The sequence below is a fragment of the Pseudomonas sp. AD21 genome (assembly GCF_002878485.1).
Classification (GTDB): domain Bacteria; phylum Pseudomonadota; class Gammaproteobacteria; order Pseudomonadales; family Pseudomonadaceae; genus Aquipseudomonas.
Genome location: NZ_NQYG01000078.1, coordinates 1 through 23,025 on the forward strand (window position 1 = coordinate 1; position 23,025 = coordinate 23,025).

The following is a 23,025-nucleotide window of genomic DNA, read 5'->3' on the forward strand; positions in this document are numbered from 1 at the left end:
CACGCTCTGCGTGGGAATGCAGCCCGTGACGCTCCGCGTCACTGGACGCAGAGCGTCCCTTGAGACATTCCCACGCAGAGCGTGGGAACGATCAGCCCCGCACTTTGGCGGGGCATTTTTGTTTCTGCGATTTGACGCTTACAGCCCGTCGAGCATCGCCTTGTTACGCACGGCACCCTTGTCGGCGCTGGTCGCCAGCAGGGCGTAGGCCTTGAGCGCGGTGGTCACTTTGCGTGGACGGATCTCGACCGGTTTCCAGCCTTTCTTGTCCTGCTCGGCGCGGCGTGCGGCCAGTTCTTCATCGCTGACCAACAGGTTGATCGAGCGGTTCGGAATGTCGATCAGCACTTTGTCGCCGTCCTGCACCAGACCGATCGCACCGCCGGCTGCAGCTTCTGGCGAAGCGTGACCGATGGACAGACCCGACGTGCCGCCGGAGAAACGACCGTCGGTGAGCAGTGCGCAGGCTTTGCCCAGGCCTTTGGATTTCAGGTAGGACGTCGGGTAGAGCATTTCCTGCATGCCCGGGCCGCCTTTCGGGCCCTCGTAGCGAATGATGACGATGTCGCCAGCCTTCACTTCGTCGGCGAGGATGCCGCGTACGGCGCTGTCCTGGCTTTCGAAGATCTTCGCGTTGCCTTCGAAGACGTGGATCGACTCGTCGACGCCGGCGGTTTTCACTACACAGCCGTCGAGGGCGATGTTGCCGTACAGCACGGCCAGGCCACCCTCTTGCGAATAGGCGTGCTCGAAGCTGCGGATGCAGCCGTTTTCACGGTCGTCATCCAGCGTTTCCCAACGGGTCGACTGGCTGAATGCCGTCTGGGTCGGGATACCGGCAGGTCCTGCCTTGAAGAAGTGGTGCACCGCTTCGTCGGTGGTCTGGGTGATGTCCCATTTGGCGATGGCTTCTTCCATGCTGCGGCTGTGCACGGTCGGCAGGTCGGTGTGCAGCAGGCCGCCACGGGCCAGCGAACCGAGGATGCTGAAGATGCCGCCGGCGCGGTGCACGTCTTCCATGTGGTACTTCTGAATGTTCGGAGCGACTTTGCACAGTTGCGGCACGCTGCGCGAGAGGCGGTCGATGTCGCGCAGGTCGAAATCGATCTCGGCTTCCTGGGCGGCAGCCAGCAAGTGCAGGATGGTGTTGGTCGAACCGCCCATGGCGATGTCGAGCATCATCGCGTTTTCGAACGCCTTGAAGTTGGCAATGTTGCGCGGCAGCACCGACTCGTCGTTCTCACCGTAGTAACGCTTGCACAGCTCGACGATGGTGCGACCGGCCTGCAGGAACAGCTGTTCGCGGTCGCTGTGGGTGGCCAGGGTCGAACCGTTGCCCGGCAGTGCCAGGCCCAGCGCTTCGGTCAGGCAGTTCATCGAGTTGGCCGTGAACATGCCGGAGCATGAGCCGCAGGTCGGGCAGGCGCTGCGCTCGTACTCGGCAACTTTCTCGTCAGAAGCGCTTTCGTCGGCGGCGATCACCATGGCGTCGACGAGGTCGAGGCCGTGGGAAGCGAGTTTGGTCTTGCCGGCTTCCATCGGGCCGCCGGATACGAAGATCACCGGAATGTTCAGGCGCAGGGCCGCCATCAGCATGCCCGGGGTGATCTTGTCGCAGTTGGAAATGCAGACGATGGCGTCGGCGCAGTGAGCGTTGACCATGTACTCGACGGAGTCGGCGATGATCTCGCGGCTCGGCAGCGAATAGAGCATGCCGTCGTGGCCCATGGCGATGCCGTCATCCACGGCGATGGTGTTGAATTCTTTCGCTACGCCACCGGCGCGTTCGATTTCACGGGCAACCAGTTGACCAAGGTCTTTCAGGTGTACGTGGCCCGGTACGAACTGGGTGAACGAGTTGGCAATGGCAATGATCGGCTTTTTGAAGTCGTCATCTTTCATCCCGGTGGCGCGCCACAGTGCGCGGGCGCCGGCCATGTTGCGGCCGTGGGTGGATGTTTTCGAACGGTAATCAGGCATTGGAGCACTCCGGGCGGCTAATCAGGTATCAAAAGGGAGTGAGCTTCTATTGACGTCTGGAACACTCAGAAATGGCCGTGTGTCCTGGATGTTGCCGATGACTTTGCGGGATCGCCGCTTGCCTCAGCCTGAGCTCATAAACCCGCCGGGGGATGAATGGCGATGAATCAGCCGATTCTACACCGCTGGCGTCTGGAGGGAATGGCGCAAAGCATTGTTCCAGTGCCGACGGTGCGTATGGCATGACGACCGGCAGGCTCAATCGCCGCCGGTGGGGGCGATGGCGCTGCTTTCGATGACTCTGGCGCGATGACTGATCCGCTTGTTCAGCGCCAGTGCGATGCAACTGAGCAGGACAAAGCAGTAGCCGAGGGTTGCTTGCAGGTTGCTCGGGCTCAGGCTGATCAGGGCGCTGATCAGGCCGCCACAAATGAAGACAATGGTGCTACCGGCCGAAGCCGAGGTGCCGGCGTTCCCCGGGAACAGGCCCATGGCTCGTGAGGTGGCGGCCGGGCGCGCAATGGTGGTGCCGGCGGTGCAGATCAGCATCGGAATCAGCACCGTGGCGGGCGAGAGCGCGAAGTGCTGCGACAGGAACAGCATCACCAGCCCCGCCAGCAGGATCATGCTCAAACCCGCGACGATCTGTTGCGCGGAGCTGATGCGCCGGCTCAACAGCGCAGCGGCAATCCCGCCAACGATATAGGCCGCACCGTAGGCCAGCAGGATCAGCGAGAAGTCATAGGCCGATAGCTGCAGTTGATCCATGAAGATCAGTGGTGAGATGACGATGAACGAGAAGTGGCAGGCGAACGCAAATGCGGAAATGAGCCAGTAGCCGACGAATTCGAAATCGCCGAGCACCCGGCGATAGGCATTGAGGAAGTTGAGCGGCGTGTTGCGAATGACGCGATGACTGTTCTCCAGAAAAAACCAGGCCTTGACCAGTACAACCGCCGCCAGCGCGGTGAATACCCAGAAGCTGCCACGCCAGCCGAGAGTGGTTTGCAGAAGCGTGCCGGCCAGCGGCGACACTGAAATGAAAATTCCGGTCGCGGTCACCATCAGGATGCGCAAGCGGTCGCGCTCCTCACCCTCGAACAGGTCCTGAACCAGCGCCTGGGACAGCACAAAGCAGCCGCAACCCAAGGCCTGCAGCAACCGGAAGGCCAGAAAGAGCTTGTAGTCGCTGGTCATGGCGCAGCCGAGCGCCCCCAGCATCGATACACCCATGCCCGCGAGCAGCAACCCTTTACGCCCGATCACATCGGAGAGTGGCCCGATCAACAGCTGCGCGAACGCGATCCCTACGGCGAACAGGCTGATCGACAGCGCAATGTCCGCCGGAGTGCTGCGAAAGTGTTCGGCCAGGGCGGGAAACGAAGGAAGCAGCACGTCCAGGGGAAATACCCCAAGCAGGACCATGGCCAGCAGAAGACTGATGGCGCCGCGTCGTTGTCGGGCGGTGCCTGTTTTTGCTCGGTTATCCATCGATCAGTCCTGCCTTGGCAAAAAGTTTCCGGTTATGTTCCAGCGCAAAGAATCCTGCCTTCTCCAGTGCATGCAGCGTAGCGCCGACGCCTGATTGCGCTCGTTGCCGATTGGCCTGTGCGGTCGTCAGGCCGCCAACAATCTGCGCCACGTCCATGTCTGCAACTCCGACGCCGCGCAGGCTTTGCCGCAGCCAGTGTTCATCGACTTCGAAGAAGATTGCGATGATGTCCAGCAGGGTTCTGGCGGTGAAGGTGCGCTGGCGGTTGTTCAAGGTCAGCCACAGGTAATGGAACACCTCGCAAAAGTAGCGACTGTGCCGGGCCTCGTCGCTCAGGTGATCGCGCAGCATGTCGTTCACGCTGGTGACCAGTGTTTCGCGACAGACCTCCAGCAACTCCCGGGCAATGATGGTTTCCGAGACGAAGCCGAGCAGGAACCACGCCAGTGGGCGATTGCTTTCGGTGGTGCGGGCAATCAGGGCGTTCATTCGGGTGATCCGCAAGGGCATCACCGGGCGCTCGGTGAAACCATGCAAGTCGGCGATCTGGCTGGCGAGCCGATCAGAGAACAGTGCGTGATAGCCCTCGTCGGTATAGAGCTGCAACGCTGCGGTTTTCATCCGTGGCGGAACGTAGGCAGGCAATTCGCCGTGGACGATGGTTTCCACCGCCCGGTTGACGATGCGGTGTTCGAGCAGGGTGGTGTAGTCGAGAAAATGCACCAGATGATTGGCGGTCAGGCGGTGCATGACAGTTGCACCTGCGGCCTGAATGACGGGGTGCGCCAGGTACGGCAGGAAGGCCGGCGGGAACCAGAAACGAGTTTGCAACTGTTGCTGCACGTCTGGCGGCAGCAGGTATTCGTGATGGCTGGTGCGTACCGAGGCGTGACTGTTCCAGTCACCGAGGGTAAACCGTTGTGACCAGGACTCGGGCGCCGGAGGCGGATCCGCTAGGGGCGCGGTCATGCTTGCGTCTCCCGGAGCAGATCCTGCATTTCCTGACACATCGCCTGACCGTCGCTCGCGCCACAGCCGACAAAGAACAGCGGTTGTTCGGCACTGCCTTCGATTCCCAGCAGGGTTTCGACCTGATGATCGCCGAATGCCCCTGTCAGCCAGGTGCGCAATCCCAAGGCCGTGGCCACCAGTTGGAATGACTGTGAAAGGTGGCCGGCTTCGACGAAGGCCATGCGGTAGGCCCGTGAGTGCTGATACTTCCACCAGAGCTTGTCGAAGCGAGCCGTGATGAACAGCCCCAACGGCAAGTTGTTGATGAAGTGTTGCCCGGCCAGAAGTTGTCCCAACGCCGGCTCGGGCAGTGGACCGACCGGACTCAAGGCGTGCTCGGCCGGGTGATAGGCGTAAATGCCCGGTTCCAGGCCGCTGACGTTCTGCGCCAGAACAAAACCTTCGCAGGCGTTCAACCCTCCACCCGATGGGCTGCTGCGCCGCGCGCCGAGGCCTTGGGCGATGCTGGCGTCGCGATCATTTTCCCGTTCGGCGAGATAGCCGAGCGAGAGGTACAGCAGTGTGGCAACGGTATCAAGGTTGATTGCTTCGCCGGTAAAGGTGCGACAGGTCTTTCGCTGCAGCAGTGCATTGCCCAGGCTGCTTTCAGTCAATGTGACCGGGGCAGGCAGCACGATGCGTCGTTCGAGGTCCTGAACCGGGCGCTCCCTGTGAGGGGCTTCTGCAGCCAGCACTTCATTGCAGTGATCCAGGTATTGTCGGGACCACTCATGGATATTCTGCGGCACCTGTTCGCAGGGAATGTTCTGTGTGCCGATATGGTAAATCTTCGATAACTCATCCCAGCCCCATGCGGGACTGTCTATCTTTGTAATGGTTAATATTTTTGCATTTAATAGTTGTGTGTCTATTGTATTGCAGTGATCAAACAGGCTCGGGTCGTGAATGAGTTTGGCGAGTCTCGATGAGTAATCGATATCGAGTTCATATTGAAGGTGCTCTTTGTAGTTCCAGACAATAAGTCCGGGCGTGCGCGGCAGTATGAATAAATAAGGATTTATGTGCATGTTGGCTATTCGCTCTGGACAAAGTCGAAAAGGACGTCAGGGGGCCGGCACTCCCCGACGTCCACCTTACTTAGCGGGCTTTAGGGGCGACCAGAAAAGCCAGGTTCGCGATTTTGTTAGCTTCCAGAGTAATTGCTTTCATAGTGTGAACTCCATGTTCAGTAATATTGAGTGCCACCTCGTGGTGACAACTTAATCATAGTTTGTAATGAGTTATTGGCAAGTGATTATTAAGTAGGAAAATTCCAGTAATTTTGTCGGAGTGGTCGCGCGAATAAAACATGTTTGTAAGTTATGGGGTGTTAAATCAAAAGCGCAGGGAAATTTCCTTCACTGGTTTGGGAAGTTATATGTAGGACGGGATAGAGAAAGAACAGGCATTCGGCGACGTTGCATCGCCAGACAGCAAGCGGGGAGCCCTTGGGCTCCCCGTTTTTGTGTCAATCAGCTGTTAGGCAGAAGGCGGCAGGTGATGCTCTTGATGTAGCGGGTTTCGGCGATGGCCGGGTGTACCGGGTGATCCGGGCCTTGACCGCCGCGCTCCAGCATCTGGATGTTGCGGTCCAGGTGACGGGCGCTGGTCAGCAGGATGTTCTGCAGATCATCTTCCGGCAGGTGCATCGAGCACGAAGCGCTGACCAGGATGCCGTCCTTGGTGAGCAGGCGCATGGCTTGCTCGTTCAGGCGACGATAGGCGCCTTCGCCGTTTTTCATGTCTTTCTTGCGCTTGATGAACGCCGGCGGGTCGGCAACGATCACGTCGAAACGCTCTTCGCTGGCCTTGAGTTCTTTCAAGGCTTCGAACACGTCGCCTTCGATGCAGGTCATCTTGTCGGCGAAGCCGTTCAGCGCAGCGTTGCGTTCAACGCCGTCGAGGGCAAAGCCCGACGCGTCGACACAGAACACTTCGCTGGCGCCGAATGCCGCTGCCTGCACGCCCCAGCCACCGATGTAGCTATAGAGGTCGAGGACGCGTTTGCCCTTGGCGTACGGGGCCAGGCGGGCGCGGTTCATGCGGTGGTCGTAGAACCAGCCGGTTTTCTGGCCTTCGATGACCGGTGCTTCGAACTTCACGCCGTTCTCTTCCAGGGCGACCCACTCCGGCACCAGGCCGAACACGGTTTCGACGTAACGGTTGAGGCCTTCGGCATCACGGGCAGCGGAGTCGTTCTTGAACAGAATGCCGCTAGGCTTGAGCACTTGGGTCAATGCGGCGATCACGTCATCTTTATGCGCTTCCATGGTCGCCGAGGCGATCTGGACCACGAGGATGTCGCCGAAACGGTCGACCACCAGACCCGGCAACAGGTCGGAGTCGCCGTAAACCAGACGGTAGAACGGCTTGTCGAACAGGCGCTCGCGCAGCGACAGGGCCACGTTCAGGCGATGCACCAGCAGCGATTTGTCCAGCGGCAGTTTGATGTCGCGCGACAGCAGGCGTGCGCAGATCAGGTTGTTCGGGCTCATGGCGACGATGCCCAGCGGCTTGCCGCCGGCGGCTTCGAGGATTGCCTGATCGCCGGCCTTGAAGCCGTGCAGTGGCGTGGCCGCCACATCGATTTCGTTGCTGTAGACCCACAAGTGGCCGTTGCGCAGGCGACGGTCGGCGTTGGCTTTGAGGCGCAGGCTAGGCAGGGACATGACGTCGCTCCGGAAAAAAGAGCGGGAGTATAGCGCGTCAGGCCGGCTGATTGGCCGGCAAATGGACATGTGGTGAGGGGGATCTGTGATGAAGGAGTTTATCTGTGGCGAGGGGATTTATCCCCGATCGGCTGCGTAGCAGCCGCAAACCCTGACAACTCGGTTCTTCAACTGAACCGAGTCAGACTGCTTGGGACGGCTTCGCCGTCCATCGGGGATAAATCCCCTCGCCACAATAGATCTTTGTGAAATGGAAAAATCCGGATCAGGCAGTGAGGGCGCTGATCAATTCGCGACTGAACGCCGGAATATCATCCGGTTGGCGGCTGCTGATCAGGTTGCCGTCCTTGACCACTTCTTTATCCACCCAGTGCGCGCCGGCATTCACCAGATCATCCTTGACGGTCTTGTAGCTGGTCATGGTCTTGCCGTTGACCAGCCCGGCGGAAATCAGCAACCAGCTGCCGTGGCAGATCACCGCAATCGGTTTGCCGGCAGAGGCTCCGGTCTTGACCAGGTGCTGGGCATCCTGGTCGATGCGGATCGTGTCGGAGTTCTGTACGCCGCCCGGCAGGACGATCGCGTCGTACTGCTCGCTGCTGGCGCCTTGAAATGTCTGGTCGACCTTGAAATCGTCCGCCGGTTTGTCGTGGTTCCAGCCTTTGACCTTGCCGGCCTCGGCGGAAAGGATGTCGACCCGGGCGCCGGCCTGCTCCAGTGCCTGCTTGGGACCGGTCAATTCGACCTGTTCGAAACCGTCTGTTACCAAAATGGCGATGCGTTTGCCGTTGAGGGAAGTGGCCATCGATAAGCTCCTGAGTCTGCGGGAATTTGCCGCCGCATGGGACCGGAGTGATCCCTGGGGCATTACAGCTTCCGAAGCTGTGGCCTGAATGAAAGTTCCTGACAATTGCCCACTGGTGTGTCGTCGCGCGGTTTTTAGAGGTTAGAATCGCCGCCTGTCCCTGAGTGTGTACTTATGTCCCAAGAGCTGACCACCGAACAGATTCAACAATCCCTGCAAGGCATCAGCGTGCCCGCGCAACCGCAGATCATGGTGGATCTGCAAATGGAGCAGTACATGCCCGACCCGGACCTGGAGGTGATCGCCAAGCTGATCTCCCAGGATCCTGGCCTGTCCGGTTCTCTGCTGAAAATCGTCAATTCGCCTTATTACGGCCTGAGCAACAAGATCACTTCGATCCAGCGCGCGGTGAATCTGTTGGGCAGCCGTTCGATCATCAACCTGATCAACGCGCAGTCGATCAAGGGCGAGATGAACGACGACACCATCGTCACCCTCAACCGCTTCTGGGACACCGCCCAGGACGTGGCGATGACCTGCCTGACCCTGGCCAAGCGCATCGGCACCCAGGCAGGTGATGAAGCCTACGCTTTGGGTCTGTTCCACGACTGCGGCGTGCCTTTGATGTTGCAGCGGTTCCCCAATTACATGACGGTTCTGGAAAAGGCTTACGCCAATGCCAGCGCTGAATGTCGAGTGGTGGACACAGAAAACAGCGAGTTCAACACCAACCACGCTGTGGTCGGTTATTACACCGCCAAGTCGTGGCGCCTGCCGGAGCACGTCAGCACGGCGATCGCCAATCACCACAATGCGCTGGCGATCTTCAGCGACGAGTCCTCACGCAACAGTCAGATGAAGAATCTGCTGGCGATCCTGAAGATGGCCGAGCACATCTGTGCGTCTTACCGGGTACTGGGCAATCAGACCGAAGACCACGAGTGGAACAGCATCGGTGCGCTGATTCTCGATTACGTCGGTCTGTCGGACTACGATTTCGAAACCCTCAAACAGACGATTCGCGACCTCGGCGCGCATTGATTCGAGGACACCATGCCTGAACTGCCGGAAGTCGAAACCACCCGCCGGGGCATTGCCCCGCACCTGGAAGGCCAGCGCGTCAGCCGGGTGATCGTGCGTGATCGCCGGTTGCGCTGGCCGATCCCCGAAGACCTTGATGTGCGCCTGTCCGGACAGCGCATCGTGTTGGTCGAGCGGCGAGCCAAGTATCTGTTGATCAACGCCGAGGTCGGCACCTTGATCAGTCACCTGGGGATGTCGGGCAACCTGCGTCTGGTGGAGGTCGGGCTGCCGGCGTTGAAGCATGAGCACGTCGATATCGAGCTGGAATCCGGGCTGGCCCTGCGCTACACCGATCCGCGACGCTTCGGCGCTATGCTCTGGAGCACCGATCCGCTCAATCACGAATTGCTGATTCGCCTCGGGCCGGAACCGTTGACCGACCTGTTCGACGGCGAGCGCCTGTTCCAGCTGTCGCGCGGGCGTTCGATGGCGGTCAAGCCGTTCATCATGGACAACGCGGTGGTGGTCGGCGTCGGCAATATTTATGCGACCGAAGCCCTGTTCGCTGCCGGGATCGACCCACGCCGCGAGGCCAAGAGCATCTCCCGGGCGCGTTATCTGAAGCTGGCCATCGAGATCAAGCGCATTCTTGCCGCGGCCATCGAGCGCGGCGGCACCACGTTGCGTGATTTCATTGGCGGTGACGGGCAGCCGGGGTATTTCCAGCAAGAGCTGTTTGTCTATGGCCGTGGCAGTGAGCACTGCAAGGTCTGCGGCACCGGCCTGCGGGAAGTGAAGCTCGGTCAGCGGGCCAGTGTCTTCTGCCCGCGCTGCCAGAGCTGAGGCAAAAGGCTGAAAAACTCCTACGGTCTATAGTGAGTTGTCTCACTGTTCAGCCCGAAGGATCGTGCCATGAAGCCCCTGCAAGTCCTGCTCATTGCGCTGCTGTTGTGTTCCAGTCTACCGACCCGGGCGACGGAGGGCGGCAGCGGTGACCCACGCTATGCGATTCAGAACCCTCCGGCCTACGCCATGATTGGCGACTTGCTGATCGCCCGCCCGCTGCTGGTGGTGGCGACGGTGTTGGGGGCCGGGGTGTTCGTGGTGTCGTTGCCGTTTACCGCGCTGGGTGGCGGGGTGGGCGATGCCGGGCAAGCGTTAGTGGTCGACCCGGCGAAAGCGGCGTTCGTGCGCTGCCTGGGGTGTACGGGGGAGGGATTCGAGCAGCGCGAGTGAGCTGATCCAGGTTTTGCGGTGTGGCTGACGGCCTCATCGCGAGCAGGCTCACTCCTACAGGGAAACGCATTCCAAATGTAGGAGTGAGCCTGCTCGCGATGGCGTCGGTACGGGCGCTGAAGAACTCAGGCCTTGCCGGTAATCTTGCGGTACTTCTCCATCAACTGTTCTTCAGTCTCCGGATGCGCTTCGTCCAGTGGAATGCAATCCACCGGGCAGACCTGCTGGCACTGCGGCTCGTCGTAGTGGCCGACGCACTGCGTGCACAGGTTCGGGTCGATCACGTAGATCTCTTCGCCTTGGGAAATGGCGGCGTTCGGGCACTCGGGTTCGCAGACGTCGCAGTTGATGCAATCGTCGGTGATGATCAGGGACATGCTAACTCCAGCCGGGGCGGCAGGCCCGGGCGCTATAAATCAATGCGCGTAATTGTGCCGCATTGGCGCCCGCAGTGCACGCGGGCGCCGTTTGAACGGTCGTTACTTCTTGAAGCGCAGGGTCAGGGCATCGGCCACGGCCGGGTGCACGAACTTGCTGATATCGCCGCCCAGCGCGGCAATTTCCCGCACCAGGGTCGAGGAAATGAACGAATAACGCTCGGACGGGGTGAGAAACAGGCTCTCTACGTCCGGTGCGAGTTGGCGGTTCATGTTGGCCAGCTGGAATTCGTATTCGAAGTCCGACACCGCACGCAGACCACGCAGGAACACGTTGGCGTTCTGCTCTTTGGCGAAATGCGCCAGCAGCGTCGAGAAACCGACCACTTCCACGTTCGGCAGGTGTTTGGTGACCTCGCGAGCCAGTTCAACCCGTTGTTCCAGCGGGAACAGCGGATTTTTCTTCGGGCTGGCAGCGACCGCAATGATCACGTGATCGAACAGGCGCGAGGCGCGTTCGACCAGATCGCCATGGCCCTTGGTAATAGGGTCGAAGGTACCTGGGTACAACACTCGGTTCATCGCGTCGTCCTGGCGGGAGTCCGTTGGGGAGTCGGATGGTATCGCAGCCGTCCCGGTCGGCCAAGTCGCCTGTTGGGTAAGAAAGCACTATAGACGACGCGATAAATCGGTTTTTTCACGGATTTCTAAGCCGATCGGCGAGGGACGTCGCCAGTTGTGCGGTCAGTCCGTACACCGACAATTGCGGGTTGGCGCCAATGCTGGTGGGGAACAGCGAGCCATCGTGAATCGACAGATTGCTCAGTTGATGGTGCCGGCCGAGGCTGTCGGTGACCGCACTTTTCGGGTCTTCGCCCATCGCACAACCGCCCATCACGTGGGCACTGCCCAGGCGCGTGCGATACAGCTCAAGGCTCAGACCGTCGATCAGCGTGCGGGCTTCGGCCAGGGTTTTCACGTAGCGCGCATCGGCGTGCATCGGCATCACCGATTTGGCGCCGCCGGCAAACTGGATCTCGGCCATGCTGTGAAAGGCGCGGCGCAAGCCTTCCCAGGCGTAAGGCGAGACCTGATAGTCGAGCACCGGAGAGCCATCGCCGCGCAACTCGACACTGCCGCCGACGCTGTCCGGGTGGAAGCCGTCGCGCAGCAGGGCCAGCATCGCATGGGTGTGCGGCAGATCAGCCATGTGTTCGGCGTTCTGTGTGCCGAAACCGCCGAGCAACGTCGCGGCCAGCGCCGGCTGCAGCGGTGGCACTTCGAGTTTGTAGCCCATCGGCCCGCTGGTGCCGTCCTTCCATTGGAAATAATCCGAGTAGATCGACTGCGGCGCGCCGTAGAACGGGTTGATCACTTCGTCGAAACGTCCGGCGGACATGTTCACCAGATGCAGGAAGGTGCGTTTTCCGAGGCGCTGATGCGGATCCGGTGCATCCGAGCGCAGCAGCAGTGCGGGGCTGTTGATGCCGCCGCCGGCCAGCACGTAATGCCGCGCCTTGACGGTGATTTTGCGTCCGGTCGGCTCGACGCAGCGCTCATCCATTGCCACGCATTGCAGGCCGGTGATTTTGTCGCCGCTGATCAACAGTTTTTCCGCTCGGGCCAGGTACAGCAGCTCGCCGCCCTTTTCCAGGGTCGCGGGGATGGTGGTGACCATCATCGATTGCTTGGCGTTGGTCGGGCAGCCCATGCCGCAATAGCCGAGGTTCCAGCAGCCGCGTACGTTGCGCGGGATCACGTGCCAGCTGTACCCGAGTTGCTCGCAGCCCTTGCGGATCACGTCGTTGTTGGCATTGGGCGGAACCATCCATGGTGCGACACCCAGGCGTTGTTCCATTTTCTCGAACCACGGCGCCATTTCGGCCGGGCTGTGGCCTTTGACGTTGTGTTCCTTGGCCCAGTGCTCGAGTGTCGGCTCCGGGGTACGGAAGCTCGATGTCCAGTTGATCAGCGTGGTGCCACCCACGGCACGGCCCTGCAGGATGGTGATCGCGCCATCCTTGCTCATGCGGCCGATGCCTTCTTGATAGAGGCTGCTGTAGGCCTGGTCTTCGAGCATCTTGAAATCGGAGCTGGTCTTGAGCAGGCCTTCTTCGATCAGCAGCACTTTGTAGCCGGCGGCGCTGAGGATTTCCGCCGTGGTGCCGCCACCGGCGCCGCTGCCGATGATGGCCACGTCGGCTTGCAGCGTCAGGTCGTTGCTCAGTTGTGCGCCGTTGTAGGTTTTCCAGCCACGGGCGAGGCCTTCGCGGAACGGGTCGGGTACGGGCATCGGTCAGGTTCTCTTGTTTTTGTTGTTCTTGCGGGCCCCTTCGCGAGCAAGCCCGCTCCCACAGGGGAATGCATTTCAAAATGTGGGAGCGGGCTTGCTCGCGAAAGGCGCGGCGCCGATTTCAGACGGTAGGCGGGCCCGGGTAGCCGCAATGCCCCCACGATTCCGCGCGGGTGTACCAGGCCATCAGCACCATTTGTTGCAGTGAGCTATGCCCCATTTTCAACAAACTCAATGAGCTGTTTTCCCAGCGTTCGAGGAAGTGGCGCATCGCCTCGGGGCTGGCGTTTTCCCAACTGCCCCAGATGCCGGTGAGCGGGCCGCGTGTGACGGCCATGCCGAGCACATCGAACAGTTGCCGGGTGAGTTTGAGCATCTCCGGCGACAGGTGATCGAGGCTGTAGTCCAGCGACTTGAGCGTGCCATCGACGGCGCCGGGCATTTTTTCGCTCGCCACGGCGCCGTCGAGCATCACCGGAATCAAGGCGCGCAGGAACAACAGGTCGCCGTCGCGCAAGGTGACGAAGCCGTTGGCGGCGACACTCGATGAGCAGCCACTGAGGCTGGCGCCAAGGCCGGCGGTGGCGAGGAATGCTGTGGCGCCGAGGCTGAATTTCAGCAGACCACGGCGCGACAGGGCAGGTGTTTCGGTCAGGCTTGGGTGCATTGTTGTTATTACCCGGCGGTGACGACGATTAGCGGATGAACAGCTTCTGGATCAGTTTCTGAATCGATTTACCGTAAGGCGGGTAAATCAGTTTGGCGGCATTGAAGCGCTGTTTGATCAGCACACCTTTGGCCTTGCTGAAGGTCAGGAAACCTTCATGGCCGTGATAGTGGCCCATGCCCGAAGGGCCGATGCCGCCGAATGGCATGTCGTCCTGCGCCACATGCAGCAGGGTGTCGTTCAGGCACACGCCGCCGGAGTGGGTTTCGTGCAGTACGCGGTTCTGTTCGCGTTTGTCGTAGCCAAAGTAGTAAAGCGCCAGAGGACGCGGCCGCTGATTGATGTAGGCAAATGCCTGGTCCAGATCCTGGTACGGCACGATCGGCAGCAGCGGGCCGAAGATTTCGTCCTGCATCACGATCATCTCGTCACTGACGTTCAGCAACAGGCTGTGCGGCATGCGCCGGCCCTGACCCTGTTCGAACAGCGGGATCAGCAGCGCGCCCTTGCTGGTGGCGTCGCTGACATAATTGTTGAGCCGGGCCAGTTGGCGCTCGTTGATGATCGCGGTGTAGTCCGGGTTGTCGGCAAGGGTGGGATAGAAGTTGTTGACCACCTGACGATAGGCTTCGACGAACGCGCCGACACGGTCTTGCGGCACCAGCACGTAATCGGGGGCGACGCAGGTCTGTCCGGCATTCAGGGTCTTGCCGAAGGCAATGCGTTCGGCGGCGTCCTTGAGCGGCACGTCGCGCGAGACGATGGCCGGGGATTTGCCGCCCAGTTCGAGGGTCACCGGGGTCAGGTTTTCCGCCGCAGCGCGCATCACGTGTTTGCCGATGCTGGTGGCGCCGGTGAACAGCAGGTGATCAAAGCGCAGACGGGAAAACGCCACGCCGACGTCCGACTCACCGAGCACCACGCACACCAGATCTTCGGGGAAGATTCGCGCCAGTAAGGCCTTGAGCAGCAGCCCGGTGGCGGGCGTCGATTCACTAAGCTTGAGCATCACCCGGTTGCCCGCCGCCAGTGCGCCGACCAGCGGGCCGATGGCCAGATACAACGGGTAGTTCCACGGGACGATGATGCCGACCACGCCGAGGGGTTGATACACCACTTTCGCCGACGCCGGCTGAAAAGCCATGCCGACTTTGCGCCGCGAGGACTTCATCCAGCCCTTGAGGTGGCGACTGGCGTAATGAATGCCGTGCAGGCTGGGCATCAGTTCGGCGAGCAGGGTTTCATCGGCGCTGCGATGGCTGAAATCCGTGCTGATGGCGTCGATCAGGGCCTGACGCTCATCGCTGAGCAAGTCGCGCAATGCCTTGAGCCATTGCTGACGCTGGGCTGCCGGCGGCATCGGGTTGGCGGCATAGGCGGCGCGCTGTGCCGCGAAGAGCCGGTCAAGCTCTTCCAGTGGCTGTTGCAGCGTTTGCAGGTAAGCAATGTCGGCAGTCATCGTCTGCTCCGGATTTATTGTAGTGAGGACTTTTTAGAGTCTATGCTCTACAAAGTCAAATGACTTCCCGACACAGCTTTGTTTTATCCATTTCCGGTTAGGTCGTAAGATGCCCCTCACCGCACTCTGAATTAAAGCTCAAGCCATGGCCCCACGAATAAAAACCAGCGAGCGCATCGTGCAGAACAGCCTCGAACTGTTCAACCAGCAGGGCGAGCGCAGCATCAGTACCAACCACATTGCGGCCCACATGGAGATTTCTCCGGGCAACCTGTACTACCACTTCCCCAACAAGCAGGCGATCATCGCCGTACTGTTCAGTGAGTACGAAAGCCTTGTGGACAGCTTTCTGCGCCCGCCGCAGGGGCGTGTTGCCACGGTCGAAGACAAGCGCTATTACCTCAAGGAGCTGCTGTCGGCGATGTGGGGCTATCGCTTTTTGCATCGCGATCTGGAACACCTGCTCGACAGCGATCCCGATCTGGCGGCGCGCTACCGGCGGTTCTCCCAGCGCTGCGTGATCCAGGGCATGGCAATCTACGAGGGATTTGTGGCGGCTGGCATTCTCAAGATGGATCGGGTGCAAATCGAATCCCTGACGATCAATGCCTGGATCATCCTCACCTCCTGGGTGCGCTTTCTGTGCACCACCCGGGAAAACTCCAACCACCTCAGCGAGCAGGCCATCAAGCGTGGCGTGTATCAGGTGCTGGTGCTGGAAGCCGGGTTCGTCACCGATCAGGCGCGCGAAGAGGTGAATGCCTTGTTTGACGAGTTTTACGTGCCGCTGGCCCAGGCCCTCGAGGAAGGGCAGTAACCCATTTCGAAGTCGCTCACAGGAGTCCGTTATGCCGATTGCGCAACTGATCAGCCCGAACGCACTGGATGCCCGCAAGGAGCAACCGGGGCTGGTGATTCTCGATTGTCGTTTTGCCCTCGAAGACCCGGACTACGGGCAGCGCAGCTACGCCGAAGGGCACATTGCCGGCGCCCGTTTCGCCGACCTTGAGCGTGATCTCAGTGGCAAGGTGATCAAAGGCGTGACCGGACGCCATCCGCTGCCCGAGCCGGCAGCATTGATCGAACGCCTGCAAACCTGGGGCATCAATGCCGACAGCGATGTGGTGCTTTACGACGACGGCCCCGGCGCCTACGCGGCCCGGGCCTGGTGGTTACTGGCGTGGCTGGGCAAGCGCGACGGTGTGTTCATTCTCGACGGTGGGCTCAAGGCCTGGCACGCGGCGGGTTTGCCGCTGAGCCTGGATGCGCCAGCGGTCAGCCGGGGCAACTTCAGCGGTCAGCCGGACATGAAACTGCTGCTGAGCGCCGAACAATTGCAGAAACGCCTTGCTCAGCCGTCGCTGACGTTGCTCGACGCCCGGGCCTTGCCGCGCTTCAAGGGTGAGGTGGAACCGATCGACCCGATTGCCGGGCACATTCCCGGCGCGCAATGCGCGGCGTTCACCGACAACCTCGGCAGCGACGGGCGCTTTCTGCCGGCGGATCAGCTCAAGCAGCGTTTTGCCGCGAAACTCGGTGAGCGCTCGCCAGCGGAACTGGTTGCCTATTGCGGTTCCGGGGTGACGGCGTGTCACAACCTGTTTGCGTTGTGCCTGGCGGGTTATCCGTTGGGTTCGTTGTATGCCGGGTCGTGGAGTGAGTGGATCAACGAGCCGGCTCGCGGGATCGCCACGGGCGAGTGATCACCACGAAGTTCTCCCTGTAGGAGTGAGCCTGCTCGCGATAGCGTCGTGTCTGTCGACATCAATGTTGCATGAGCGGCCGTCATCGCGAGCAGGCTCACTCCGACAAAGGGGATTCGGTGTTTGAAGGTATTTGTCGGGCACTGCGATACGCCGCCGGCCCCACGCCATACACCTGCTTGAACTGCCGGCTCAGATGACTCTGGTCGGCAAAGCCCAGTTGCATGGCGACTTCCACTGGCAGACAACCGTGCTGCAATAACCCCCGTGCAGTGGCGATGCGCTGCTGCATCAGCCAGGTGTGCGGCGGCATGCCGGTGGCGCGGCGGAATACCCGGGCGAAGTGGAAGGGCGACAGGTTCACCGCAGCGGCCAACTCTTCCAGCGATGGCGGCGCGGCCAGTTGCGCATGCAATAACTCCTTGGCCATCACCACCGCGCGGTGTTCCTTGCCCGGCTTGCCGTTGATCTGCACCGCGGCATGGCGCTGCAACAGCAGCATCATCATCTCGCGCCACACCGTCTGCTGTTGCAGCGCGGTGGCGGGGCTTTCCAGCAGCCGATGCAACTGACAGAAACCATTGACCAGATCCGGGTCGCGGTAGAGCGTCGCGCCAAAGGCAGGCATGGGCGCGGTGGGCAGTTCCAGTTCCTCAAGCAAGGACACGATCTGCCCGGTGTCGGGGTAAAACGCCCGGTACAGCCAGCCGTCCTCGGTGCCCTTGTGCCCAGTGTGCAATTCGTCCGGGTTGATCAGCACCAGCGTTCCGCTGCCGGCCAGGTGTTCGGCGCCGCGATAGCGATAGCGCTGGGCGCCGGCCATGATCATGCCGATCACATAGCCGTCGTGGACGTGCGGGGCGAAGCGATGTTCGATGTAGCGCGCCGACAGCAACTCGACACCGGCCAGTGGCGCGGTTTGCCAGAAACGGATCGACTCGCTCTGATCGCTCATTGCGTCACGCCGGCCAGCCATTGCGGGATGCGTCGTTCCAGGTAGTAACCGGGCTGGCGGAACGAGCCATCGACAAAGCCGACATGCCCACCCCTGGTCTGCAACTCGAACTGGGTAGTGGCGGACAGCTCCTCGGCCGTCGGCAGGCTGTGGGGGAATACGAATGGATCGTCGGCGGCCTGAATGATCAGGGTCGGCGTGCGGATCTCTCCGAGAAAGTAGCGACTCGACGCCTGGCGATAGTAATCCTCGGCATCGGTAAAACCGTGCAGCGGCGCGGTGACCCGGCCATCGAAGTCCCAGAAGGTGCGCATGTTCTCCAGTGAGCCGAGCGCCGCCAGTGCTGCCAGGCCATCTTCGCGCCCGTCGTGCTGGAACTGACGCTGCTTGTTCTTGATGTAGGCGACCATCTCGCGCATGAAGTGCGCCTGATAGACCTTGGAAAAACCCTGGCCGATCCGGTCCGCGCATTGATCGAGGCGAAACGGTACCGACACCGCCACCGCACCGAGTACGCCGCTGTCGCTGCCGGTTTCGCCCAGATGTTTGAGCAGCACGTTGCCGCCCAATGAATAGCCGACCGCATACAGCGGCGCCAGCGGCCGTTGGGCGCGCAGGTGCTTGATGGCTTCGGCGAGGTCCTCGCTGGCGCCCGAGTGGTAGCTGCGCGGCAGCAGATTCGGTTCACCGGAGCAACCGCGCCAGTTCAGCGCGACACTGGCCCAGCCTTGCGCAGCGAGCGCGACCTGGATCCCGGCGACATAAGGCGAATTGGAAGAGCCGGTCAGCCCATGCAGCACCAGCACCAACGGCGCCTCGGCGCTGTGCGGGCCATGCCAGTCGAGATCGAGGAAATCACCGTCGTCCAGCCACAGGCGTTCGCGTTGGCGATCAAGGTGTACGGTTTTGCGCCACAGCGGCCCCCACAAGGTTTGCAGGTGCGGATTGCCGAGGCCGAAGGCGGGGGTGAAACGTTCAGTTTCCAGAGGGCACACACCTTTTGTGGTGAGGGAGCAAGCTCCCTCACCACAGGGTTCTTCAATACTTTCAGTTGACTGCCATACGTTGCCACAACGCGTAGTACACCCGCCCGGATTTCTGCTCGCGGTGCAGGCGCCAGTTGCCCGGCAAACCCAGCGTCGAAGGCGCGGTCTCGCTTTCAGTGTAGATCCACGAGTCGGGTGCGAGCCATTGGCGTTCTTCCAGCAGGGTGCAGACGGCTGGCAGCAGGTTCTGGTTGAACGGCGGATCGAGAAACACCAGGTCGAACGGCGTGGCGACCTGGGTTTCCAGATAGCGCAGGGCGTCGGCGGTCTGCACCTGGCCGTTGGTGCAGCGCAGGGTGCCTAGGTGTTCCTTCAGGCTCGATACGGCGAGGTGGCTGGCGTCCAGCGCCTGTCCCATGGCCGCGCCTCGGGACAGCGCTTCGAGAAACAGCGCGCCGCTGCCGGCGAACGGGTCCAGCACCTTGGCCCCGGCCACATACGGTGCGAGCCAGTTGAACAGGGTTTCGCGCACACGGTCCGGCGTCGGGCGCAGGCCCGGCGCATCGGGGAAGCTCAGTTTGCGGCTGCGCCATTCGCCGCCGATGATGCGCAGCTGGTTCACACCGTTGTGGACGTTCTGCGCAGGTTTTTTAGGACGAATAGCCATTAATGCTCCGGAACCCCGAGCGGTTGCTCGGCAGGTTTATCAGATGGGGCCGGTAACGGCTTTTGCGGCACGGTCGGGCCAGCGCTGACGATGACCATTTTGTCCGTGCTCAGGTGTTTGTTCATCGCGTCTTTGACCTGTTCGACGGTCAGGCTCTGGGACTGACGCATGAAGTCATCCAGATAGCTCAGCGGCAGATTATAGAAGCCCATGGCGCCCAGTTGGCCGACGATATCGGCATTGCTCGCGGTGGACAGCGGGAAGCTGCCGGCCAGCTCGCGCTTGGCGTCGTCGAGTTCTTTCTGGGTCGGGCCGGTCTTCAGGTAATCGGCGAGCACGTCCTGCACCAGTTTCAGCGTGCCTTCGCTCATTTGCGCGCGGGTCTGCAGGTTGATCATGAACGGGCCACGGGCCTGCATCGGGCTGAACCCGGAGTACACGCCATAAGTCAGGCCGCGCTTCTCGCGCACTTCGCTCATCAGGCGGGTGCCGAAGCCGCCGCCACCGAGGATCTGGTTGCCCATCGACAGCGCTGCGTAATCGGGGTCGTCACGGTCGATGCCCAGTTGCGCGAGCAACAGGTTGGTCTGCTTGGACGGGAACTCGATGTGACCGATGCTCGCCTTGGGCTCCTGGGGCTGGGCGATTTTCGCCAGCGCCGGGCCTTTGGGCAGGGCGCCGGAGACCTGGTTGGCAATCGCCTCCGCTTCGGCGCGAGACAAGTCGCCGACCAGCGCGATCACCACGTTGCCGGCCGCATAGGCCTTGGCGTGGAACTCGCGCAGTTGCGCCAGCGTGATCTTCGGCACGCTCTGCACATTGCCGTCGCTGGAGTGGGCATACGGGTGATCACCGTACAAACGCTTCATGAGCTCCAGGCTGGCGAGTTTGCCGGGGTTCTGTTTCTGGTATTCGAAACCGGCGAGCATCTGGTTCTTGATGCGCGCGAAGGAGTCGGCCGGGAACGTCGGTTTACCCACCACTTCGGAGAACAGCTTGAGTGCTGGCTCACGTTGTTCGGCGGCACTCAGGCTGCGCAGCGAAGCCAGCGCCATGTCCTTGTAGGCGCCGTTGCCGAAATCCGCACCGAGGCTTTCGAAGCCCTGGGCGATGGCGCCGACGTCCTTGCCGGCCACGCCTTCGTTGAGCATGGCGTTGGTCAGGACTGCCAGGCCTGGTGCATTGCCGTCCTGGCTGCTGCCGGCGGCGAAGATCAGGCGCATGTCGAACATCGGCAGCTCATGGGCTTCGACGAACAGCACCTTGGCGCCACCGGCGGTGTTCCAGGTCTGCACGTCGAGCTTGCGGCTGGCCGGAGCCTTGCCGTCGAGTTCGGTCAGCGATTGCAGCTTCTGGCTGGTCTTGGCGTTATCCAGCGCCTCGCTGGCGTCGGTTTTGGCACCGGGCATCAGATAAAACGCGGCGGAGCCGATCACCGCGACGGCGATCAGGCCGAGCAGCAGGCGTGGGGATTTGCGCTCACTCATGAGTCGTCTCCAGTGGCAGGACGTGGGCGACGCTGAGACGTTCGCGGGTGAAATACAACTTGGCGGCGTTCTGGATGTCTTGCGGGGTCACGCTTTCCAGGTCGGCCAGTTCGGTGTCCATCAGTTTCCACGACAGGCCTACGGTCTCCAACTGGCCAATGGCGGTGGCCTGGCTGGTGATCGAGTCACGCTCGAACACCAGGCCAGCGATGACCTGTGCCCGCACGCGTTCCAGTTCTTCGGCGGACGGCGCGGTGGTTTTTAACTGCTCCAGCAGTTTCCACAGGCCGGCTTCGGCCTGCGCCATGGTCTTTTTCTTCTGGGTGTTCGGTGTCGCCGACAAGGTGAACAGGCTGTCGCCCCGGGTGTAGGCGTCGTAGCTCGACGAACCACCGGACACCAGCTCTTCGCCGCGCTCCAGTTGCGTCGGGATGCGTCCGCTGTAGCCGCCGTCGAGCAGCGCCGAGATCAGGCGCAGGGCATTGACCGAGCGCTTGTCTTCAGCGGTGGCGATGCTTGGCACGTTGAAACCGAGCATCAGGCTAGGCAGTTGAGTTTGCACGTGCAGAGTGATCTGGCGTTCACCGGGTTCGGCCAGCTCCAGTGGTTTCTTCGCCGGTGGCACGTCACGTTTGGCGATTGGCCCGAAGTAGCGCTGGGCGAGGGTCTTCACCTCGTCCGGGGTGACGTCGCCGACCACCACCAGCGTGGCATTGTTCGGCACATACCAGGATTGATACCAATGCCGCAGCTCCTCGACCTTCATCCGGTCCAGGTCAGCCATCCAGCCGATGGTCGGCGTGTGGTAGCCGCTGGCCGGGTAAGCCATCGCCTTGTAGCGCTCGTAAGCCTTGGACATCGGCTTGTCGTCGGTGCGCAGGCGGCGCTCCTCCTTGATGACTTCGATTTCCTTGGCGAACTCGTCAGCCGGCAGGCGCAGATTGGCCATGCGGTCGGCTTCCAGCTCAAAGGCTACGCCCAGACGATCGCGGGCCAGTACTTGGTAATAAGCAGTGAAGTCGTCGCTGGTGAATGCGTTCTCTTCGGCGCCCAGGTCGCGCAGGATCAACGAGGCTTCGCCGGGGCCGACTTTCTCGCTGCCCTTGAACATCATGTGCTCAAGCGCGTGGGACAGACCGGTCTGGCCCGGGGTTTCGTAGCTGGAACCGACCTTGTACCAGACCTGCGACACCACCACTGGCGCGCGATGGTCTTCGCGCACGACGACCTTGAGGCCGTTGTCGAGGGTGAATTCGTGGGTCGGTTGCGGGTCGGCCGCCAGGGCCGAAAGGGGCAGGCAGACTGTGCTGAGCAGCAGGCCTGCAGCGCGGCGGGCTAGAGCATTCATTCGTTTTTTAACCTGTTGGGCTGCCCGCTTGGTCTTAGCCTAGGCGGGCGAGGAGGTGCTAGGATACTGATCCGTTTTACTGGCGGCCACGCCTATCAGGCCACTGATCGGTCTATAGGTTGTATGGGTTTCCGGCAGAAGCTTTGAGTTTGTCAGCTAAACTCTGCGTTTTCGCCGACGATGCCGTTCCAGTCCTTCGTATTAATCGACCTTTGAGGTGCCTGTGGCGCCTCGACAAAATGTTGCGCGTGAACAAGCTGGATGAAACACAGTCTGTTCTGCATCGAATATTTATTTGCCGGGGCGCCCTTATGGCGCGTCGCTACCGTGAGATAGCCGTCCTCCATGTTTGGTTCCAACGACGACAAGAAGACCCCAGCTGCGGCTGGCGAGAAGAAAAGCCTGTTCGGATGGCTGCGTAAGAAACCGCAGGAACCCGTCGTCGAACAGCCGCCTGCGACTCCTGAGCCAGCCCCTGCGCCGACTCCGGTAATAGAAGAAGAGCCGGCACCAATCGTGCTGCCGATTGCTGAGCCGGTGCTGCAACCGGTTGAGCCTGCGCCCGAGCCTGAAGCGCCTGGGGCGGCTGAATTGCCGCTGACTCCGGCTGAGCCGTGGCTGACCTTGCCGGTGGCGGAAGAGCCGGTGGCATTGGTCGAAGAGGCTGCGCCGCACATCACGCCAGTGATTCCGGCGCCTGCCGCGTTGGTGTCTGAAGTTGCTTCGGCGCCGGTGGTTGAGCCCGTTGTCGAACTTGCGCCGGTTATTCCTGAACCCGTTGCTCCGGTGTTTGTTGCCCCGGTTGCTCCGGTCGTTCAACAAGCCGAACCTGCACCTGCACCTGCACCTGCACCTGCACCTGCACCT

At 61.3% G+C, this 23,025-nt stretch carries 22 protein-coding genes and 1 pseudogene; 6 read left to right on the forward strand and 17 right to left on the reverse strand.

Features of this window, described 5'->3' with window-relative positions:
• Positions 1-138: 138 nt before the first annotated feature.
• The 6 genes from ilvD to PseAD21_RS26580 form a co-directional block, all read right to left on the reverse strand.
• Positions 139-1,980: a dihydroxy-acid dehydratase gene (ilvD, locus tag PseAD21_RS26555; RefSeq protein WP_102358734.1), complete on the reverse strand. Its 1,842-nt coding sequence runs from the start codon at positions 1,978-1,980 to the stop codon at positions 139-141.
• 258 nt (positions 1,981-2,238) lie between these two features.
• The gene (locus PseAD21_RS26560; protein WP_102358735.1) at positions 2,239-3,471 is read right to left on the reverse strand and encodes a multidrug effflux MFS transporter; all 1,233 of its coding nucleotides are present in this window, start codon (positions 3,469-3,471) and stop codon (positions 2,239-2,241) included.
• Positions 3,464-4,441 carry a diiron oxygenase gene (locus tag PseAD21_RS26565; RefSeq protein ID WP_102358736.1) on the reverse strand — a complete coding sequence of 326 codons (978 nt, stop codon included), beginning with the start codon at positions 4,439-4,441 and terminating at the stop codon, positions 3,464-3,466. The genes PseAD21_RS26560 and PseAD21_RS26565 overlap by 8 nt, the downstream gene beginning before the upstream one ends.
• Positions 4,438-5,511, reverse strand: a complete 1,074-nt coding sequence (locus PseAD21_RS26570) for a SagB family peptide dehydrogenase (protein ID WP_102358737.1) — start codon at positions 5,509-5,511, stop codon at positions 4,438-4,440. Before PseAD21_RS26570 ends, PseAD21_RS26565 begins: the two co-directional genes overlap by 4 nt.
• 444 nt (positions 5,512-5,955) lie before the next feature.
• A complete protein-coding gene (locus PseAD21_RS26575) occupies positions 5,956-7,152 on the reverse strand; it encodes a class I SAM-dependent rRNA methyltransferase (RefSeq protein WP_102358738.1) in 1,197 nt (398 codons plus the stop codon).
• Positions 7,153-7,417: 265 nt separating this feature from the next.
• On the reverse strand, positions 7,418-7,957 hold the full coding sequence (locus PseAD21_RS26580) for a type 1 glutamine amidotransferase domain-containing protein (protein ID WP_102358739.1): 540 nt from the start codon (positions 7,955-7,957) through the stop codon (positions 7,418-7,420).
• Positions 7,958-8,185: 228 nt separating this feature from the next.
• Between PseAD21_RS26580 and PseAD21_RS26585 the strand changes: the two genes are divergently transcribed.
• From PseAD21_RS26585 to PseAD21_RS26595, 3 genes are all read left to right on the forward strand, one after another.
• Positions 8,186-8,998: an HDOD domain-containing protein gene (locus tag PseAD21_RS26585; RefSeq protein WP_178082172.1), complete on the forward strand. Its 813-nt coding sequence runs from the start codon at positions 8,186-8,188 to the stop codon at positions 8,996-8,998.
• A 12-nt stretch (positions 8,999-9,010) separates the two neighbouring features.
• A complete protein-coding gene (gene mutM, locus PseAD21_RS26590; RefSeq protein ID WP_102358741.1) occupies positions 9,011-9,823 on the forward strand; it encodes a bifunctional DNA-formamidopyrimidine glycosylase/DNA-(apurinic or apyrimidinic site) lyase in 813 nt (270 codons plus the stop codon).
• Positions 9,824-9,892: 69 nt separating this feature from the next.
• On the forward strand, positions 9,893-10,216 hold the full coding sequence (locus tag PseAD21_RS26595; protein WP_025112081.1) for a hypothetical protein: 324 nt from the start codon (positions 9,893-9,895) through the stop codon (positions 10,214-10,216).
• Positions 10,217-10,341: 125 nt separating this feature from the next.
• On the opposite strand, the gene PseAD21_RS26600 is transcribed toward PseAD21_RS26595, so the two are convergent.
• From PseAD21_RS26600 to PseAD21_RS26625, 5 genes are all read right to left on the reverse strand, one after another.
• Positions 10,342-10,593 carry a YfhL family 4Fe-4S dicluster ferredoxin gene (locus PseAD21_RS26600; protein ID WP_003195146.1) on the reverse strand — a complete coding sequence of 84 codons (252 nt, stop codon included), beginning with the start codon at positions 10,591-10,593 and terminating at the stop codon, positions 10,342-10,344.
• A gap of 102 nt (positions 10,594-10,695) precedes the next feature.
• Positions 10,696-11,175 carry a pantetheine-phosphate adenylyltransferase gene (gene coaD, locus PseAD21_RS26605; RefSeq protein ID WP_003229157.1) on the reverse strand — a complete coding sequence of 160 codons (480 nt, stop codon included), beginning with the start codon at positions 11,173-11,175 and terminating at the stop codon, positions 10,696-10,698.
• Between the two features lie 115 nt (positions 11,176-11,290).
• Positions 11,291-12,886 carry a GMC family oxidoreductase gene (locus PseAD21_RS26610; protein WP_102358742.1) on the reverse strand — a complete coding sequence of 532 codons (1,596 nt, stop codon included), beginning with the start codon at positions 12,884-12,886 and terminating at the stop codon, positions 11,291-11,293.
• Positions 12,887-13,007: 121 nt separating this feature from the next.
• A complete protein-coding gene (locus PseAD21_RS26620) occupies positions 13,008-13,553 on the reverse strand; it encodes a twin-arginine translocation pathway signal protein (RefSeq protein ID WP_102358743.1) in 546 nt (181 codons plus the stop codon).
• A 28-nt stretch (positions 13,554-13,581) separates the two neighbouring features.
• A complete protein-coding gene (locus tag PseAD21_RS26625) occupies positions 13,582-15,012 on the reverse strand; it encodes a coniferyl aldehyde dehydrogenase (RefSeq protein WP_102358744.1) in 1,431 nt (476 codons plus the stop codon).
• Positions 15,013-15,157: 145 nt separating this feature from the next.
• Here PseAD21_RS26625 and PseAD21_RS26630 point away from each other — a divergent pair, with 145 nt between their 5' ends.
• Together PseAD21_RS26630 and PseAD21_RS26635 are read left to right on the forward strand one after the other, a co-directional pair.
• Positions 15,158-15,829: a TetR/AcrR family transcriptional regulator gene (locus tag PseAD21_RS26630; RefSeq protein ID WP_102358745.1), complete on the forward strand. Its 672-nt coding sequence runs from the start codon at positions 15,158-15,160 to the stop codon at positions 15,827-15,829.
• 31 nt (positions 15,830-15,860) lie between these two features.
• The gene (locus PseAD21_RS26635) at positions 15,861-16,715 is read left to right on the forward strand and encodes a sulfurtransferase (RefSeq protein WP_102358746.1); all 855 of its coding nucleotides are present in this window, start codon (positions 15,861-15,863) and stop codon (positions 16,713-16,715) included.
• Positions 16,716-16,812: 97 nt separating this feature from the next.
• Here PseAD21_RS26635 and PseAD21_RS26640 read toward each other — a convergent pair whose 3' ends face one another.
• The 6 genes from PseAD21_RS26640 to PseAD21_RS26665 form a co-directional block, all read right to left on the reverse strand.
• Complete coding sequence (locus PseAD21_RS26640; protein WP_102358747.1) at positions 16,813-17,670, reverse strand: AraC family transcriptional regulator; 858 nt, start codon at positions 17,668-17,670, stop codon at positions 16,813-16,815.
• Positions 17,667-18,665 carry a hydrolase gene (locus tag PseAD21_RS26645; protein ID WP_102358748.1) on the reverse strand — a complete coding sequence of 333 codons (999 nt, stop codon included), beginning with the start codon at positions 18,663-18,665 and terminating at the stop codon, positions 17,667-17,669. The genes PseAD21_RS26640 and PseAD21_RS26645 overlap by 4 nt, the downstream gene beginning before the upstream one ends.
• Before the next feature lie 52 nt (positions 18,666-18,717).
• Complete coding sequence (gene rsmD, locus PseAD21_RS26650) at positions 18,718-19,323, reverse strand: 16S rRNA (guanine(966)-N(2))-methyltransferase RsmD (protein ID WP_102358749.1); 606 nt, start codon at positions 19,321-19,323, stop codon at positions 18,718-18,720.
• The gene (locus PseAD21_RS26655) at positions 19,323-20,810 is read right to left on the reverse strand and encodes a pitrilysin family protein (protein ID WP_102358750.1); all 1,488 of its coding nucleotides are present in this window, start codon (positions 20,808-20,810) and stop codon (positions 19,323-19,325) included. The genes rsmD and PseAD21_RS26655 overlap by 1 nt, the downstream gene beginning before the upstream one ends.
• Positions 20,803-22,158: a pitrilysin family protein gene (locus PseAD21_RS26660; RefSeq protein ID WP_025112091.1), complete on the reverse strand. Its 1,356-nt coding sequence runs from the start codon at positions 22,156-22,158 to the stop codon at positions 20,803-20,805. Before PseAD21_RS26660 ends, PseAD21_RS26655 begins: the two co-directional genes overlap by 8 nt.
• Positions 22,159-22,310: 152 nt before the next feature.
• Positions 22,311-22,505 carry a hypothetical protein gene (locus PseAD21_RS26665; RefSeq protein WP_025112092.1) on the reverse strand — a complete coding sequence of 65 codons (195 nt, stop codon included), beginning with the start codon at positions 22,503-22,505 and terminating at the stop codon, positions 22,311-22,313.
• Between PseAD21_RS26665 and PseAD21_RS26670 the strand changes: the two are divergent.
• Positions 22,504-23,025, forward strand: a pseudogene (locus tag PseAD21_RS26670) (signal recognition particle-docking protein FtsY); the annotation flags it as partial. The gene PseAD21_RS26665 and the pseudogene PseAD21_RS26670 overlap by 2 nt on opposite strands.

What these genes read in the sequence shown, in the direction of transcription:
- rsmD (WP_102358749.1), bottom strand. Translation starts at nt 19,323, where the DNA reads ATGGCTATTCGTCCTAAAAAACCTGCGCAGAACGTCCACAACGGTGTG.
- PseAD21_RS26570 (WP_102358737.1), bottom strand. Translation starts at nt 5,511, where the DNA reads ATGCACATAAATCCTTATTTATTCATACTGCCGCGCACGCCCGGACTT.
- PseAD21_RS26565 (WP_102358736.1), bottom strand. Translation starts at nt 4,441, where the DNA reads ATGACCGCGCCCCTAGCGGATCCGCCTCCGGCGCCCGAGTCCTGGTCA.
- PseAD21_RS26660 (WP_025112091.1), bottom strand. Translation starts at nt 22,158, where the DNA reads ATGAATGCTCTAGCCCGCCGCGCTGCAGGCCTGCTGCTCAGCACAGTC.
- PseAD21_RS26580 (WP_102358739.1), bottom strand. Translation starts at nt 7,957, where the DNA reads ATGGCCACTTCCCTCAACGGCAAACGCATCGCCATTTTGGTAACAGAC.
- PseAD21_RS26655 (WP_102358750.1), bottom strand. Translation starts at nt 20,810, where the DNA reads ATGAGTGAGCGCAAATCCCCACGCCTGCTGCTCGGCCTGATCGCCGTC.
- PseAD21_RS26610 (WP_102358742.1), bottom strand. Translation starts at nt 12,886, where the DNA reads ATGCCCGTACCCGACCCGTTCCGCGAAGGCCTCGCCCGTGGCTGGAAA.
- PseAD21_RS26600 (WP_003195146.1), bottom strand. Translation starts at nt 10,593, where the DNA reads ATGTCCCTGATCATCACCGACGATTGCATCAACTGCGACGTCTGCGAA.
- PseAD21_RS26640 (WP_102358747.1), bottom strand. Translation starts at nt 17,670, where the DNA reads ATGAGCGATCAGAGCGAGTCGATCCGTTTCTGGCAAACCGCGCCACTG.
- PseAD21_RS26575 (WP_102358738.1), bottom strand. Translation starts at nt 7,152, where the DNA reads ATGTCCCTGCCTAGCCTGCGCCTCAAAGCCAACGCCGACCGTCGCCTG.
- coaD (WP_003229157.1), bottom strand. Translation starts at nt 11,175, where the DNA reads ATGAACCGAGTGTTGTACCCAGGTACCTTCGACCCTATTACCAAGGGC.
- ilvD (WP_102358734.1), bottom strand. Translation starts at nt 1,980, where the DNA reads ATGCCTGATTACCGTTCGAAAACATCCACCCACGGCCGCAACATGGCC.
- PseAD21_RS26620 (WP_102358743.1), bottom strand. Translation starts at nt 13,553, where the DNA reads ATGCACCCAAGCCTGACCGAAACACCTGCCCTGTCGCGCCGTGGTCTG.
- PseAD21_RS26595 (WP_025112081.1), top strand. Translation starts at nt 9,893, where the DNA reads ATGAAGCCCCTGCAAGTCCTGCTCATTGCGCTGCTGTTGTGTTCCAGT.
- mutM (WP_102358741.1), top strand. Translation starts at nt 9,011, where the DNA reads ATGCCTGAACTGCCGGAAGTCGAAACCACCCGCCGGGGCATTGCCCCG.
- PseAD21_RS26630 (WP_102358745.1), top strand. Translation starts at nt 15,158, where the DNA reads ATGGCCCCACGAATAAAAACCAGCGAGCGCATCGTGCAGAACAGCCTC.
- PseAD21_RS26560 (WP_102358735.1), bottom strand. Translation starts at nt 3,471, where the DNA reads ATGGATAACCGAGCAAAAACAGGCACCGCCCGACAACGACGCGGCGCC.
- PseAD21_RS26625 (WP_102358744.1), bottom strand. Translation starts at nt 15,012, where the DNA reads ATGACTGCCGACATTGCTTACCTGCAAACGCTGCAACAGCCACTGGAA.
- PseAD21_RS26665 (WP_025112092.1), bottom strand. Translation starts at nt 22,505, where the DNA reads ATGGAGGACGGCTATCTCACGGTAGCGACGCGCCATAAGGGCGCCCCG.
- PseAD21_RS26635 (WP_102358746.1), top strand. Translation starts at nt 15,861, where the DNA reads ATGCCGATTGCGCAACTGATCAGCCCGAACGCACTGGATGCCCGCAAG.